15 protein-coding genes and 1 tRNA gene are annotated in these 14,885 nt (G+C 69.2%); 6 read left to right on the top strand and 10 right to left on the bottom strand.

Annotated elements, in window-relative coordinates; genetic code table 11:
• Positions 1-5: 5 nt before the first annotated feature.
• The 7 genes from ABZY89_RS08925 to ABZY89_RS08895 all read right to left on the bottom strand — a co-directional run bounded on the left by ABZY89_RS08925 (position 6) and on the right by ABZY89_RS08895 (position 6,123).
• Positions 6-953: a siderophore-interacting protein gene (locus ABZY89_RS08925; RefSeq protein WP_355226423.1), complete on the bottom strand. Its 948-nt coding sequence runs from the start codon at positions 951-953 to the stop codon at positions 6-8.
• Between the two features lies 1 nt (position 954).
• On the bottom strand, positions 955-1,770 hold the full coding sequence (locus ABZY89_RS08920; protein WP_355226421.1) for an ABC transporter ATP-binding protein: 816 nt from the start codon (positions 1,768-1,770) through the stop codon (positions 955-957).
• Between the two features lie 16 nt (positions 1,771-1,786).
• Positions 1,787-2,815, bottom strand: a complete 1,029-nt coding sequence (locus tag ABZY89_RS08915; RefSeq protein ID WP_355226419.1) for an iron chelate uptake ABC transporter family permease subunit — start codon at positions 2,813-2,815, stop codon at positions 1,787-1,789.
• Entirely contained in the window at positions 2,812-3,843 is a 1,032-nt protein-coding gene (locus ABZY89_RS08910; protein ID WP_355226417.1) for an iron ABC transporter permease, read from the bottom strand. The genes ABZY89_RS08915 and ABZY89_RS08910 overlap by 4 nt, the downstream gene beginning before the upstream one ends.
• Positions 3,840-4,871 carry an iron-siderophore ABC transporter substrate-binding protein gene (locus ABZY89_RS08905; protein WP_355226415.1) on the bottom strand — a complete coding sequence of 344 codons (1,032 nt, stop codon included), beginning with the start codon at positions 4,869-4,871 and terminating at the stop codon, positions 3,840-3,842. The genes ABZY89_RS08910 and ABZY89_RS08905 overlap by 4 nt, the downstream gene beginning before the upstream one ends.
• Positions 4,872-4,977: 106 nt before the next feature.
• Complete coding sequence (locus ABZY89_RS08900; protein WP_355226413.1) at positions 4,978-5,580, bottom strand: DNA-3-methyladenine glycosylase I; 603 nt, start codon at positions 5,578-5,580, stop codon at positions 4,978-4,980.
• Positions 5,581-5,619: 39 nt separating this feature from the next.
• A complete protein-coding gene (locus ABZY89_RS08895; RefSeq protein WP_355226411.1) occupies positions 5,620-6,123 on the bottom strand; it encodes a DNA-binding protein in 504 nt (167 codons plus the stop codon).
• Positions 6,124-6,202: 79 nt separating this feature from the next.
• Between ABZY89_RS08895 and ABZY89_RS08890 the strand changes: the two genes are divergently transcribed.
• The gene (locus ABZY89_RS08890) at positions 6,203-8,152 is read left to right on the top strand and encodes a VWA domain-containing protein (protein ID WP_355226410.1); all 1,950 of its coding nucleotides are present in this window, start codon (positions 6,203-6,205) and stop codon (positions 8,150-8,152) included.
• On the opposite strand, the gene ABZY89_RS08885 is transcribed toward ABZY89_RS08890, so the two are convergent.
• A complete protein-coding gene (locus tag ABZY89_RS08885) occupies positions 8,149-9,111 on the bottom strand; it encodes a serine/threonine-protein kinase (protein ID WP_355226408.1) in 963 nt (320 codons plus the stop codon). The two genes, ABZY89_RS08890 and ABZY89_RS08885, sit on opposite strands and share 4 nt — an antisense overlap.
• Positions 9,112-9,118: 7 nt before the next feature.
• Positions 9,119-9,694: a dCTP deaminase gene (gene dcd / locus ABZY89_RS08880; protein WP_045547715.1), complete on the bottom strand. Its 576-nt coding sequence runs from the start codon at positions 9,692-9,694 to the stop codon at positions 9,119-9,121.
• Between the two features lie 130 nt (positions 9,695-9,824).
• On the opposite strand from dcd, the gene ABZY89_RS08875 reads away from it, so the two are divergent.
• From ABZY89_RS08875 to ABZY89_RS08860, 4 genes are all read left to right on the top strand, one after another.
• Positions 9,825-10,607: an SGNH/GDSL hydrolase family protein gene (locus ABZY89_RS08875; protein WP_355226405.1), complete on the top strand. Its 783-nt coding sequence runs from the start codon at positions 9,825-9,827 to the stop codon at positions 10,605-10,607.
• Between the two features lie 50 nt (positions 10,608-10,657).
• A tRNA-Gly gene (locus tag ABZY89_RS08870) sits at positions 10,658-10,733 on the top strand.
• Between the two features lie 158 nt (positions 10,734-10,891).
• Positions 10,892-12,268, top strand: coding sequence for an adenylosuccinate lyase family protein (locus ABZY89_RS08865; RefSeq protein WP_355226403.1), 1,377 nt, complete (start codon positions 10,892-10,894; stop codon positions 12,266-12,268).
• A gap of 35 nt (positions 12,269-12,303) precedes the next feature.
• Complete coding sequence (locus ABZY89_RS08860) at positions 12,304-12,936, top strand: DUF2461 domain-containing protein (protein ID WP_355226401.1); 633 nt, start codon at positions 12,304-12,306, stop codon at positions 12,934-12,936.
• A 92-nt stretch (positions 12,937-13,028) separates the two neighbouring features.
• On the opposite strand, the gene ABZY89_RS08855 is transcribed toward ABZY89_RS08860, so the two are convergent.
• Positions 13,029-13,481: a nuclear transport factor 2 family protein gene (locus tag ABZY89_RS08855; RefSeq protein ID WP_355226399.1), complete on the bottom strand. Its 453-nt coding sequence runs from the start codon at positions 13,479-13,481 to the stop codon at positions 13,029-13,031.
• A gap of 72 nt (positions 13,482-13,553) precedes the next feature.
• On the opposite strand from ABZY89_RS08855, the gene ABZY89_RS08850 reads away from it, so the two are divergent.
• The gene (locus ABZY89_RS08850; RefSeq protein ID WP_355226397.1) at positions 13,554-14,798 is read left to right on the top strand and encodes an MFS transporter; all 1,245 of its coding nucleotides are present in this window, start codon (positions 13,554-13,556) and stop codon (positions 14,796-14,798) included.
• Positions 14,799-14,885 lie beyond the last annotated feature (87 nt).

The raw sequence follows: 14,885 nt of genomic DNA, 5'->3' as shown, positions 1-14,885 counted from the left end.
CTGGGTCATCCCTTCATCGACACGCCTTCTCGCCAGTAGCCCATGAAGGCGACCTGCTTGCGCGGCATCTCGAGCTCGTTGACCAGATGACGGCGCAGCGCGGTGACCATCCGGGACTCTCCGGCGATCCAGGCGTACCGCCCGTCCTCACCGTTCTCAGCACCGTTCTCAGCACCGTTCTCAGCACCGTTCGTGGAGCCGTCGGGGCCGGCGACCGCCTCGCCCGAGGACGAGTAGTCCGGGGTCTCCCACAGGTCGGGGTCCTCGACCTCGACCGAGGTCACGTCCTCGGGCGTCGCCTCGAAGCCGAGCAGTCCACCGACGGCGGCCAGGGCCGGTCCGCCCACGGGCGCGCCCTCGCGCGGCAGCCAGCTGACCTGCAGCCCCTCAGGCGCAGAAACCTTCTGTACGTCATCAGCGACCGGCACCTCCAGGAAGGCCGATCCGGTGGCGTCCGCCGGCAACGACTCGAGGATCGAGACGATCGCCGGGACGGCGGTCTCGTCGCCGACCAGGAGCAGTCGGGTCGCGTCACCGGGAAGCCACTCGATCCCGCCGTAGGGTTCTCCGAGCTTGGGCCCGGCGACCAGGATCTCGTCGCCCGGCTTGGCCGCGCCGGCCCAGTCGGAGCCGGGACCGTGCGCGCCGGGGTGCAGCACGAAGTCGACGTACAGACGCTTCTCGATGCCGTCCCCCTCGACCGAGCGGATCGTGTAGGTGCGCATCCGCGGACGCTCGTCCTCGGGCAGGGCGAGCCATTCGGTGTACCAGTCCTCGGCCGAGAGCTCGGGCAGCACGCCCGGCGTGGCCGGGAAGAGGAGCTTGATGCGCTGGTCGAGGGTCGGGCCGTCGTTGCCGAAGTCGGCCAGGTCATCGCCGGCCAGCTCGATCCGGGCGAAGGACGGGGAGAGGCGCTCGACGGAGCGCACCGAGACGCGGGCGAGGATGGGCATGTCAGGCTCCTTGTGCGTGGGGGTGAGCGGTGGGTCGATGGTGACGTCCGATGGGGACGACCATCGGCGTGCCCGAGACGGGGTCGACGATGACCTGGGACTCCAGGCCGAAGACCTGCTCGACGCGGTCGGCGGTGACCACCTCGGCGGGCGTGCCGGTGGCGGCGACCTTTCCGCCGCTCATCGCGATCAGGTGGTCGGCGTAGCGGGCGGCCAGGTTGAGGTCGTGGAGCACCATCACGACGGTGGTGCCGCGCGACGAGCGCAGCCCGTGGAGCAGGTCGAGGAGGTCGATCTGGTGAGCGACGTCGAGGAACGTGGTCGGCTCGTCGAGGAGCAGCAGGTCGGTCTGCTGGGCGAGCGCCATCGCCACCCAGACCCGCTGCCGCTGGCCACCGGAGAGCTCATCGACGATCCGATCGGCGAGGTCGAGCGTGTTGGTCAGCTCGAGCGCCTCGGCGACCGCCGCGTCGTCCTCGGGCGACCAGCGCTGCAGCGCGCCCCGGTGGGGCTGGCGACCGCGGCCGACCAGGTCGACGACGGTGATCCCCTCGGGCGCGATCGGCGACTGCGGCATCAGGGCGAGCGTCTTGGCCACCGCGCGGGTGGGCTGCTTGTGGACCGCCTTGCCGTCCAGGACCACCTGCCCGGAGATGGGCCTGAGCAGCCGCGCCATCCCACGCAGCAGGGTCGACTTCCCGCAGCCGTTGGCACCGACGATCACGGTGGTCAGGCCGTCGGGGATCTCCAGCGAGACCTCGTCGACGATGGGATCAGCGCCGTAGCCGAGGCTCACACTCTCCGCAGCGAGTCTCATCTGGGCCTCTTTCATGTCATCGCCTTCCAGCCCGCCCGCTGGCGAGCAACCACAACAGGAACGGCGCCCCGAACGCACCGGTGACGACACCGACCGGGAGGTTGGTGCCTGAGAATCCGTAGGCCGCGACGTAGTCGGCCCCGACCATCACGACGGCACCGACCAGCGCGGCGCCGAGGATCGTCGTACGCCCGCCGTTGAGGACCCGGGCGATCGGCCCGGCCACAAAGGCGACGAACGCGACCGGGCCGGTCGCGGCGACCGCCAGCGCACACAGCAGCACGGCGAGGAGGAGCAGCAGGTCGGCATAGCGATGGGTGACGCCGAGAGCGTTGGCGACGTCCGGACCGAGCTCGAGCACGCGCTGCGACTTCACCGTCCAGGCGACCAGCGGCAGCAGGATCACCAGGGCGACGAGCAGGATCCGGATCGTCGGCCAGGCGGCCGCGTTGAGGCTGCCGGTCATCCAGCGCAGCGCGAGCTGGGCGTCGGACTCGTTGGCGCGGGTGAAGAGGTACTGGATCACCGCGACCAGGCCCGCGGCGGCGGTGACGCCGACGAGCACAAGCCGATAGCCACCGTCGCTGCCGGCCACCAGCCGGATCACGACGGCGGTGAGCAACGCACCGATGGTCCCGGCCACCGAGAGCGCCGAGCCGTTCAGCGAGAGGACCACGATCGCGAAGACGGCCGACGCGCTCGCCCCGAGCGAGATGCCGAGCATGTCGGGGCTGGCGAGCGGGTTGCGCAGGGTCGACTGGAAGATCGCGCCGGCGGTGCCGAAGGCGACTCCGGCCAGCACGCCCAGGACCGCCCGCGGCAGCTTCGACTCCATCAGGATGAAGGTCGCGCCGGGGATCTCCTCGCCGCCGAGGATCCGGAAGAAGTCCGGCAGCGTGATGATGTAGTCGCCGCCGAGCACACGGAGTGCGAACAGCCCGAACAGGGCCGCGCCCATGCCACCGGTGACCAGGGCGAGCCGCCGCTGCGGGATGCGCCGGGCGCTGCGTACGACTGCTGTGGGGTTGATCGACTGGACACTCATAGGCCAGCCATCCGTCCACGGCGCAGGAAGAAGACGAAGACGGGTACGCCGACGACGGCCGCCATCACACCCACCTGGATCTCCGAGGGCGGCCAGATGACCCGGCCGACCACGTCCGCCAGGAGGGTGAGGGCGGCACCGAAGCCCGCCGAGAGAGGAAGCACGCGGGTGTAGGCCGAGCCGACCATGACCCGGACCATGTGGGGGACGATCAGACCGACGAAACCGATCGGCCCGCACAGCGCGGTGGCGGTGCCGGTGAGGAGCACGACGCCGAGGCCGATGACGGCGCGGTCGATGCCGGTGCGCCGTCCGAGCCCGCGCGCGAGGTCGTCGCCGAGTGCGAGCGTGTCGAGCGTGCGGGCGCCACCCAGGGTCAGCAGCGCACCGACGGCGAGGAAGGGCAGCCCGGTCAGGACGATGTCCCAGCCACGGCCGCCGATGGTGCCGACCTGCCACAGCCGGATCACGTCGAAGGTGGCCTTGTCGGTGAGCAGGACGGCGGTTGTCCACGAGGTGACCCCGGCGGCGAGCGCGGCACCGGCGAGGACGAGCTTGGCCGGCGTCGCGCCACCGGTGCCGAAGGAGGCGACCGTGTGCACGAGAATCGCGGCGGCCGCGGCACCGGCGAAGCCGAACCAGAGGTAGGCGTTGAGTGAGCCGATGCCGAAGACCGAGACCGCCAGAACCATCGCGAACGTGGCCCCGGAGTTGAGCCCGAGGAGCCCCGGATCGGCCAGCGGGTTGCGGGTCAGACCCTGCAGACAGGCACCGGAGAGCGCCAGCGCGGCGCCGACCATCAGCCCGAGGACCGTACGCGGCATCCGGGTCTCCAGGATGCCCTGACCGACGCTGCCCTCACGCCACAGATCGAGCGGGGAGACGAGCTTCGCACCGATGAGCATCGAGGCGACGACGGCGACCAGGAGGACACCGGCGAGCAGGATCACGACCCGCACCATCGACGACCGGCCCCGGCCGCGCGGATCCGCGGCCGGGGCTCGGTTGAGCGTCGTCGTGAGGGTCACTGACCCTCGAGTGCCTTGACGATGCCCGGGACGAACTCATCGATGGCGTAGGGCACCGACAGCGGCGTCGGGGTGCCTGCGGCGAGCGAGGCGACGTTGTCGGTCGAGGCCCACATGTGGCCGGCCTTGATCGCGGGGATCTGGCCGATCAGCTTGTCCTTGGCGTACGTCTCGGCGTCCGCGTCCTCCACCGCGTAGGTGAACAGGAAGTCGGACTCGAGCTCGCTGGCCTTCTCCGCGGAGACCTGGGCGAAGAACTCGCCCTTCTTGGTGTTCTCCTCGACGACCGGCGCGTTCTTCATGCCCAGGTCGGAGAGGAAGTCCGGGCGGGCGTCCTCGGTCGTGTAGAACGGGATCTGGGAGAGGTCGGCGGTCGACAGCGCGGCCCAGATGAAGGTCTTGCCCTGGATCTCCGGGGTGTCCTTCTTGACGTCCTCGTAGAGCTTCTGGGTGTCGGCCTCGACCTCGTCGGCCAGCTCGTTGCGGCCGGTCGCCTTGCCGACCATGTCGAGGGAGTCCTCCCACGCGGTCGCCCACGGCTGGTCCGGGTAGGCGACGACCGGCGCGATCTCGGAGAGCTTCTTGTACTCCTCCTCGGTGATGCCCGAGTAGGTCGCCAGGATCAGGTCGGGGGTCTGCTTGGCGACCTCGTCGACCGGGATGGCGTCGGTCTGGTCGAGGATCGCCGGCATGTCGGCGTCGAGCTCCTCGAGCTTCTCGTCGAACCAAGGCGTGGTGCCGTCCTCGTCGCCGCCCCAGGTGACCTTGGGGATGCTGACGGGCACGACGCCCAGGGAGAGGAGCATGTCGGCGTCGTTGACACCGACGACGGCGATGCGCTTCGGCTCCTTCTCGATCTTGGCCTCACCGAAGGCGTGCTCGATGGTCACCGGGAAGGCGCCCGAGTCGGCCTTCGAGGTCGACTCCTGGCCGGAGTCGGCGGAATCGGTGGAGCCCGTGCTGCAGGCAGCCAGGCCGGAGACAGCAAGCGCGGTGCTCACTGCGATGAGTACGGGACGACGGATCACGTGGGGAACCACCTCGGGTTAGGCAATGCTTAGTTAGGACAGCCTAAACACATTCTGGTTTCCACGAGATATCGGCCCCCAGGGTTTGGGACGACGCAGTGGACGGTCAGGGCCTGACGAAAGCCGCCCGTTCGGCCTCGACCCGATCCCGGATCACGCAGTCGAGCGAGTGGTCGTTGACGATCCCCATCGACTGCATGAAGGCGTACATCGTCGTCGGCCCGACGAACTTCCAGCCGCGCTTCTTGAGGTCCTTGGAGAGGCTGATCGAGGCGGCGGAGGTGGCCACCACCTCCGGGACCTTGAGCGGCTCCGGCTCGAACCCCCAGACGTACGCAGCCAGCGACCCACGCTCCTCGACGAGCTCGACCGCGCGGCGGGCGTTGTTGATCGCCGCCTCGATCTTGCCGCGGTGACGGATGATCCTCGCGTCCTGCAGGAGGCGCTCGACGTCACCCTCGTCGAACTCGGCCACCTTGTGGAAGTCGAAGTCGGCGAAGACCTCACGGAACGCGGGCCGCTTGTTCAGGATCGTGCGCCACGACAGCCCGCTCTGGAATCCTTCCAGGCAGATCTTCTCGAAGAGCCGTACGTCACCGCCGGCCGGAAATCCCCACTCGGTGTCGTGGTAGCCGAGGAACTCCGGCGCCCCGCCGGCCCACGCACAACGCGTCTGGCCGTCGGGGGCCAGGAATGGTGCTTCACTCATCCACCCGACCCTAGCCGCGACCACCGACAACCCCTTTTCTCAGAGCAGATGACGGACGGAGGCGAAATGAGCGCGCATCTCCTCGTCGGTCCCGGAGCCGTAGATCTGGAGCACCTCGGCCAGGCCGGGGGCGACCTCGCGCAGGGCGTCGACAGCCTGCTGGAGCTCGCGGCCCGAGGCCACCGCGCGCAGTACGCCGCGCACCGCCGCACCGCCCTCGACGGCCGCTGCCCGGGAGCCGGTGGTCAGCTCCGAGGAGAGCTCACGGATCTCGTCGAGCCGCTCGTTGATCTGGGAGGTGGTGAGGCCACCCGCCTCGGCACCGAGGTCGATCAGCGCGTGCAGGCGCCCCAGCGCGATCGGGTTGGCGATCTTGACCCGCTGTCCGGTCATCAGGTGCGACAGCATCGCCGGGCTCAGACCGAGCACCTTGGCGGTCGTCGCCTGGGTGAGACCGAGCGGCGCGGTCGCACGCCGCACCAGCTCACCGAGCGGCTCCCCGTACAGCTCCCGCTGCTGCCGGATGTTCTCCTCGACGCCCATGCCGGCAATCTACACAAGTAGACAAGACGTTTGCAAACGTACTTGCGGCGTATACGTTAGTGAATCTAGGGTGCTGCCCATGCGAACAGGACGTGTCATCGCCACCGGCCTCGCCGGGCTCCTCACTGTAGCCGTGGCCGGCATCGGCGTCGCCCCCGCTGCCGCCACCGAGGAGCAGACCCAGGGGACGTACGGCCGGATGATCCTGGTGCTCGACTCCTCCGGCTCGATGAAGGAGCCGGCCGGCGGAGGCAGCACGAAGATCCAGGCTGCCAAGCAGGCGCTCGACACCGTGATCGACGACCTCCCCGAGAGTGCTGACGTGGGCATGCGGGTGTTCGGCGCGAAGGTGTTCGGCCGCAAGCAGAAGGGCGCCTGCGAGGACACCCAGCTGGTCGTCGAACCCGGCACCGACAACCGCGACGACCTGAGGTCGGCGGTGAGCGGATACAAGCCCTATGGCGAGACGCCGATCCCGGTCGCCCTGGAGCGCGCCGCCGAGGACATCGGGGCCGAGGGCAAGCGGTCGATCGTCCTCGTCTCCGACGGCGAGTCGACCTGTGGCGACCCGTGTCCGGCAGCGCAGGCGATCGCCGAGCAGGGCATCGACCTGCAGATCGACGTCGTCGGCCTCTCCGTCTCGGGCAAGGCCCGCAGGCAGCTGGAGTGCATCGCCGAGAAGGGCAACGGCACCTACTACGACGCCGACGACGCCGAGGGCATCGGCGAGTCGATCTCGGGCGCCTCACAGCGGGCGCTGCGGCCGTTCGAGTTCACCGGCAGCCCGGTGAAGGGCACCCCCGACCCGGCCGGCGCACCGCTCGTGAAGGCGGGGCAGTATCTGGACACCATCCAGACCCGCGACAAGCGCTACTACCGCTTCAAGCGCACCGCCTCGGGCTCCACCGTGCACCTCGGCCTGATCTTCGAGGGTGAGTCCGAGGATCTCGTCAGCAACCTGAGCCCCGAGATCAGCGTCGAGGACGAGAACGGCGAGCTCAGCCGATGCCGCTGGACGGTGGTCCAGTCGACGACGTACGGCGACGGCAACCGGCTGATCTTCGGCTCCACCCACAGCGCGGACACGGACCCGGAGGAGCTGTGCAACACGGCCGACGAGCTGGTCCTGGGCACCGCGTCCGGCCGCGGCGACACCGGTGCGATCGCCGGCAAGCCGGTCCAGCTGATGGTCTACGAGGAGCCGCCGGTCAGTGCGGCCGCGCTCGACGCCCTGCCTCCGCAGACCGAGGAGCCGACGTGGACGGACATGACGCCGGTCGAGCCGACGAGCAACATCGTCCCGGGCAGCGCGATCGCCAACGCGCCGATCCTCGAGGACGGCACCTACTCCTTCGACATCAACCCCGGTGAGAACCAGGTCATCGGTGTCCCCGTCGGCTGGGGCCAGCACCTCCAGGCCCAGTTCGACGCCAAGATGACCGACGCGATCCGCGGCGAGTGGGGAGTCGGAGCCGGCGTCGAGCTCGACGTCATCGGTCCCCTCGGCGGCCAGGCCACGGTCGACCTAGGCAGCAAGGCGCCGCAGACCTGGTGCGACTCGGGCCTGCTCCAGAACTGCCCGGACGCCTGGCGCACCGGCACCCTGTCCAACGTCATCGCCTACCGCAACCGCTTCGACAACGCCGATGCGGAGGCCTCGACCGGGCTGCCGGGCGTCCACTACGTCCGGGTTCAGTACGGCCTCGACGAGAACATCAACGTGCCCTACACGCTCACCATCAAGACCGTCGGCGAGGACGGTGCCGGCGAGCCCGACTACGAGAAGGTCTCCGGGCTCACCCCGCCGACCGCCGACCTCAACCTGAACTCGGCCGACGGCGTCGATGACCCGGACGGCTCGGGTGGCTCCGGCAAGAACGGGGCGAGCAACGGGACCGGCACCGACGAGGACGGCACCAAGGTCTCCGGCGACACCGTCAAGCTGGTCGCCGGCATCGGCGGTGCCGGGCTCGGGATCGCCGCGCTCGCGGCGGCGGCCGTGCTGCTGATCCGGAGGCGACGCGCCTAGCTCAACAGGAACGCGCTGCCCGCCAGCAGCAGGACCCCGGCGAGCACCAGCACGACGATCGGCCACATCGGCCGGTCGTCGTGCTGTTTCGTACGCCGGACCGCGGTCTTCTCCCGAGTGTCCCGAGGCGTCGGCGGAGGTGGAGGCGGCGGAGGCGACATGCGCCCGGTGGCGTACTGGTCCAGGACCTCGATCTCGCCCGGCTCCCACGGCCGTGCGGGCACGGCCCGGGCGAGCAGCTGCCGGAACTCCCCCGCGGACTGCGGCCGGGCGGCGCGATCATCTCCGACCGCGCGCAGCAGCAGCCGCCCCAGCGGAGTCGGTGGCACGTACGCAGCATCGTGCGGCGGCCTCGTCCCAGTCAGCAGGTGCAGACCGGTGACCGCGGTGGCGTAGAGATCGTCGCGAGGGTCGGGGTCGAAGCCCTGATCAGGCGCCATGTAACCCGGCGTACCGATCATCACGTTCGCCTCGGTGAGCCGCGGCTGGTCAGCGGGCACGGCCACCCCGAAGTCGGAGAGCCGCACGTGCGGGACACCCGCGCCGGTCACCTCCAGCAGCAGGTTGCCGGGCTTGACGTCGCGGTGCACCACACCGGCGGCGTGCACCGCCTCGAGACCCGACAGCGTCTGGTCGAGGATCGCGACGACCCACTGCTCGGAGAGCGCGCCGTAGTCGCCCAGCAGCATGGCGACAGAGCCACCGCGCAGCAGCGGCATCGTGAACAGCACGTTGTCGTCCTCGCCGGCCCAGCCGAGCGGGGTCACGACGTGCGGATGGTGGATCCGGGTGGCCTGCTCGCGGATGAACCGGAGCAAGGAGGCGGCGTCACGCTGACGCAGCAGCTTGGCGGCCTTGACGTCGCCCTCGCGACGGTCCTGGACCTGCCAGACCGCGCCCATCCCTCCCTCCGCGATGGGCTCCAGCAGCTCGTAGCGCCCCGCGAAGACCTCTCCCACCGGCCGCTCAGATCTTGGTGCGGTGGAAGCTCTGGAAGCTGCGCGAGGCGGTCGGGCCGCGCTGGCCCTGGTAGCGGCTCCCGTACTTCTCGCTGCCGTAGGGGTTCTGAGCCGGCGAGGTGAGCCTGAAGAAGCAGTACTGACCGATCTTCATCCCCGGGTAGAGCTTGATCGGCAGGGTTGCGACGTTGGCCAGCTCGAGTGTCACGTGACCGGAGAAGCCCGGGTCGACGAAGCCGGCGGTGGCATGGGTGAGCAGCCCGAGACGCCCGAGTGAGCTCTTGCCTTCCACACGCGCCGCGATGTCGTCGGGCAGGCTCACGGTCTCGTACGTCGACCCGAGCACGAACTCGCCCGGGTGCAGGATGAACGGCTCATCCCCCTCGGTCTCGATCTGCCGGGTGAGCTCCGACTGGTCCACGGCCGGGTCGATCGTGGCGTACTTGTGGTTGTCGAAGACCCGGAAGAACCGGTCCAGGCGTACGTCGACGGACGACGGCTGCAGCATCGACTCGTCCCAGGGGTCGATGACGATCCTTCCGTCGTTGATCTCGGTCAGGATGTCCTTGTCGCTGAGCAGCACGAGCCAAACCTAACGCAGCCGGTCGCTGCGTACCCCTCCTGCGGCGTCCCGGGAATCTCCCCTGCCTCATCCGTCACAGATTCCGCGACAGAGTCGTACGTCCCGGGGCAAAACGGGTTGAATCGGGGCCATGGCACTGGATGCGCTGATCCCCGGCGGATATCGCCGGTACGTCGCGCTGGGCGACTCATTCACCGAGGGCGTCGGTGACGCCGACGCCCGTCGTCCGAACGGCGTACGCGGCTGGGCCGATCGGGTCGCCGAGGTGATGGCAGAGCGGACCCCCGAGTTCACCTACGCCAACCTCGCCGTCCGCGGCCGCGGGATCGACCGGATCGTCAAGGAGCAGGTCGCAGCGGCGATCGCGCTCGAGCCGGACGTGGTGACGATCTACGGCGGATCGGTCGACCTGATGTGGCCGCACGTCGACATCGACGCCCTGCTCGTGACCTACGAGTCGGCGATCGGGCAGCTCGTCGACAGCGGCGCGAAGGTGGTGGTCTTCACCGCCTACGGTGCACGGGCATCGACCGTCGGGCGCCTGCTCCGTGGGCGGTTCGCGGTCTACAACGAAGCCGTCCGCGAGATCGCGCAGCGGCGCGGGGCGACGCTGGTCGACTTCTGGCGGATGACCGAGTACGACGATGCGGGCTACTGGGACGGCCACGGCTTCCTGGGTGCCCCCGGCCATCAGCTGATGGCGATCAAGGTCCTCGACACCCTCGGCGTACGCCACCACCTCCCCACCCCGAAACCCCTGGTCGTCATCGAGGAGCCGAGCATCGGCGGGCCCATCCGCGAGGTCCGGCGGCTGGCCGCCCGAGCACTCCCCTGGGCCGTACGCCGCATGCTCCGCGGCCCCGCCGGCGACGGGCTCTCGGCCCGCTATCCCCAGATGACGCGACTTTCGTGAACCGGTTTCACACCTGGCTGGGTGTGTGGGGTAACATCCTGGTCGCACCTGCGGACGTAGCTCAGTTGGTAGAGCGCAACCTTCCCAAGGTTGATGTCGCGAGTTCGAATCTCGTCGTCCGCTCCATGGATTCGGGCCGTGCCTCGTGGCACGGCCTGTTTCAGTTCACTTGCACGATCCAAGTGACGCAGCACACGATCGCGGGCGTTTGCGGCTTGCGTCCATTAAGATTGGGTTTCTGTTTTCCAATCATTGTGTGAACGACACGTAAAGGATCACTCGACATGCCCGCGGGCTCGAGCAGCCGATTCACCGACGGACGAGTCCCCGACCACGGCATCGGAGATCTGTTCACCTACGAGGCGCGACTCCAGGCGCGACTCGACGTCGAAGCGGCCCTGGCCGAGGCCGAGGCGGCCGTGAAGGTGATCCCCGCGGAGGCCGGCGAGGCGATCGCCGAGGCCGCCGATCTGGACAAGCTCGACATGGACCGGATCGAGAAGGCCACCGCCGAGCACAGCCACCCGCTGACGCCGCTGGTCGAGGAGCTCTGCCGGGTCGTCGGCGCGAAGCACGGTGGCTGGGTCCACTGGGGCGCCACCACGCAGAACATCACCCAGACCGCCGACCTGATCCTGATGCGCCAGGCACACGACAAGATCCTCGACCTGCTCGGCGACCTGCTGCGTTCGCTGTCGAAGGTCGCCGAGGCCGGCGCCGAGGTGCCGATGCCGGGTCGCACGCACTCCCAGCACGCGGTCCCGATCACCTTCGGCTTCAAGGTCGCCATCTGGATCGACGAGATCGCCGCCCACGTCGACCGGCTCCGCTCAGTCGAGGACCGCGTCTTCCGGCTGCTCATGGGCGGCGCGGCCGGCACCATGGCCTCCTTCGGCTCCCATGCCCGCGCCATCGAGACCGAGACGGCCTCCCGGCTCGACATGGGCTCGATGCCGGTCCCGTCCCGTGCGATCAACGACGGCATGGTCGAGTGGGTCTCGATCCTGGGGATGCTCGGTGGCACCGCCGGCAAGATCGGCAAGGACGTCTACTCGATGATGCAGCCCGAGTTCGGGGAGGCCTTCGAGCCGATCCCCGAGGGCACCATCGGCTCCTCGACGATGCCCCACAAGCGCAACCCGCAGCTCACCCTCGACGTCATCACCGCCGCCACCCAGCTGCGCGGGCTCGTCGCCCCGGCGATGGAGTCGATGCTCCACGACCACGAGGCCAACGGCGCCATGACCGGCATCCTCGAGGACGCGGTCGCGCAGGCCTCTCGCCTGGCCGGTGACGTACTCGCCAGGCTCGTGGTCATCTTCACCGGCCTGACCTTCGACGAGGCCCGGATGCGCGCCAACCTGGCTCTCTCCGGCGGCCTGATCGGCTCCGAGTCGCTGATGCTCGAGCTCGGCGAGCGCATCGGCCGCCAGGTCGCCCATGACGTCGTCTTCGAGCTCGCCCAGCGCTCCGCGGTCGACGACATCGACTTCGCCTCGCTCCTCGCCGATTCGCCCGAGGTCTCCGAGCACTTCACCCGCAGCGAGATCGCCGACCTGCTCGACCCGTGTCGCCACCTCGGCGAGTCCGCCAACATCGCCCGCGCCATGGCCGAGCACGCGCGCGGGGTGGCCGACACCATCCAGATTCCCGCCGTCTGAGACTGGCGTTCGACGGACGTCGATAGGCTGCGTACGTGTCTTTCGAAGGTTTTCCCGTGGCAGCGCTCGACTTCTACGACGACCTCGAGGTCGACAACACCAAGTCGTTCTGGGAAGCCCACAAGCACATCTACAAGGAGTCGGTCCACGCGCCGATGAAGGCGCTCACCGACGAGCTCGCCGAGGAGTTCGGCAGCGCCAAGATCTTCCGGCCCTACCGCGACGTACGTTTCTCGAAGGACAAGCTCCCCTACAAGACCCACCAGGGAGCCTTCGTGGCCGTCGCGCCGCAGACCGGCTACTACGTCGAGGTCTCGCCGCGAGGCATCCGCACCGGTGGCGGCTGCTACTGGTTCGAGCCGCCCCGACTGGCGGCCTTCCGCGACGCCATCGTCCACGACCACTACGGCGCTGACCTGGAGAAACGTCTCGCCGTCGCGGAGAAGAAGGGCTACGAGGTCACCGGCGACCGCCTCAAGACCGCCCCGCGCGGCTTCGACAAGGACCACCCCAAGATCGAGCTCCTCCGCCACAAGTCGATCCACCTCGGCCGCACCATCGGCTTCGAGCCGATCATCCACACCCCCGACCTGGTCGGCGAGGTGAAGAAGGACTGGCGAGCCGTACGTCCTCTGGTCGAGTGGATCGCCGAGCACGCCGTGGCGTGAACTGCTGCGTGCGAGGCCGGTCGGGATAGTCCGGGACGTTTCAGCCCATTACCAGTCGGTAGATGGACCCGAACGTCCCGGACTATCTGGCGTCAGGGCTTGGTGAAGCTCGCCATGGTGCGCTCGGGCTCCCAGAAGGCCTTCATGGAGGCGATGCGGCCCTCGTCGTTGACGGTGTAGACCATGATCAGCTCGGTGGTGGTGTAGCTGCCGTCGGGGAACGACGTCTTGATCTTGCCGATGTTGGCGCAGGTGTTGCCGCCGGGGTTGGCGAAGGAGTCGTTGATCTCGAACTCGAACTTGTGGACCGAGGCGATGGCCTTCTCCCAGAACGCCTTGAGCCCCTCGTGGCCGTGGTGACCCTTGCCCTCGGGGTCGAACATCGACGGCCCGACAGGGTCCTCGAGCACGCAGTCCTCGGCGTAGATCGTCAGCCACTCGTCGAGGTCACCCTTGGCGACGGCGGCATAGGAGCGCTGCCCGGCCGTACGTGCGGGGTGTTCGTCGTCGGGGGCGTTCCAGGTGATGGCGTCGGAGGAGATCATGCGGCAGATCGTACGCGGAAACTGAAACGTGTTCTACCTGATCGCCGAGTCGTGCCCGGATAGGGTCACCGGGTGACCGTCTCGGAGACCGCTCGCGGGACCGCGACACCGGGGCGGGATTTCGACCGGCTCTGGCTGGCGACGGCGACGAGCCAGGCCGGGTCGACCATCGCGTACGGCGCCCTACCGCTGGTCGCGGTGCTGGTGCTCGACTCCTCGACGTTCCAGGTGTCGCTGCTGGCCGCGCTGTCCGGGTTCGCGGCCGCGGCAGCGGGGGTCCGGCTCGGGCCGTGGATCGAGTACCGGTTCAAGCGACCGACAATGATCGGCGCCGAACTGATCCGGTTCGCGGCGATGCTCAGCATCCCCGCTGCAGGCGTCTTCGACGTGCTCACCTACGCCCATCTGTGCGTCGTCGGCATCCTCGCCGCGACCTGCGAGCTCGCCTTCACCGCGGCCGCCGGCGCACATCTGAAGGCACTGGTCGCCCCGGAGGCCAGGCTGGCCGCCACCAGCCGGCTGGAGACGACGTTCTGGACCACCTTCACCGCGGGCCCACCGATCGGCGGCGCGCTCGTCTCGGCTTTCGGGCCGACGCTGACCGTGCTCGTCGATGCGGTGACGTACCTGCTCTCCGCGCTCGGCATCCGCTCGATCCGTGCGCCGGAACCGCAACCACCGACAAGGAAGCCGCAGCACTGGCTCGCCGAGGTGACCGCCGGCTGGCGCTACATCCTCGCCCGGCGCGACCTGCGCGCGCTCTTCCTGAACGCGGCCCTCTTCGGCTCCTGCGTGATCGCGACCAGCCCGCTGCAGACCGTGCTGACGCTGCGGGTGCTCGGCATGGAGCCGTGGATGTACGGCGTCGCCATGGGTCTGCCCTGCCTCGGCGGCATCCTCGGCGCGATGTGCGCACCTCGCCTCACCAACCGGCTCGGCGAGCGGGCGGTGCTGCTCGGATCCGGGGTCGCACGCACCCTCTGGACGATCCCGATCGCCTTCACCCCGAGCGGCCCGGCGGGCTTCGTGTGGTTCACCGCCGCCAACTTCGGGCTGATCCTCTGCGCCGGGGTCTTCAACCCGACATTCGCCACCTACCGCATGCGCGAGACCGCCGACGACCACATGGCCCGGGTGCAGGCGGCATGGTCGATCACGATGAAGGTCGCCCAGCCCGTCGGCGTCCTGGCGGCCGGCGCGCTGGCCGCGGCGACGAGCCCTCGGACCGCGATCGCGGCGGCGGGAGGCGTACTTCTGCTCTCCTCCGGGCTGCTCCCCTGGCGCACCGCTGTGACGAAGAAACCTACCTGTGAGTAGCCCCGGGCTTGCCACCCCACGACGGCGAGCCTATTCTTAATGTTACCCGCCAGTAGTCCGCCTCGATCGGCGCTCCCGCAACTGGTA

This window comes from Nocardioides sp. NPDC006303, from assembly GCF_040613175.1.
Taxonomy (GTDB): domain Bacteria; phylum Actinomycetota; class Actinomycetes; order Propionibacteriales; family Nocardioidaceae; genus Nocardioides.
This window is presented reverse-complemented; position numbering and strand designations above follow the sequence as displayed.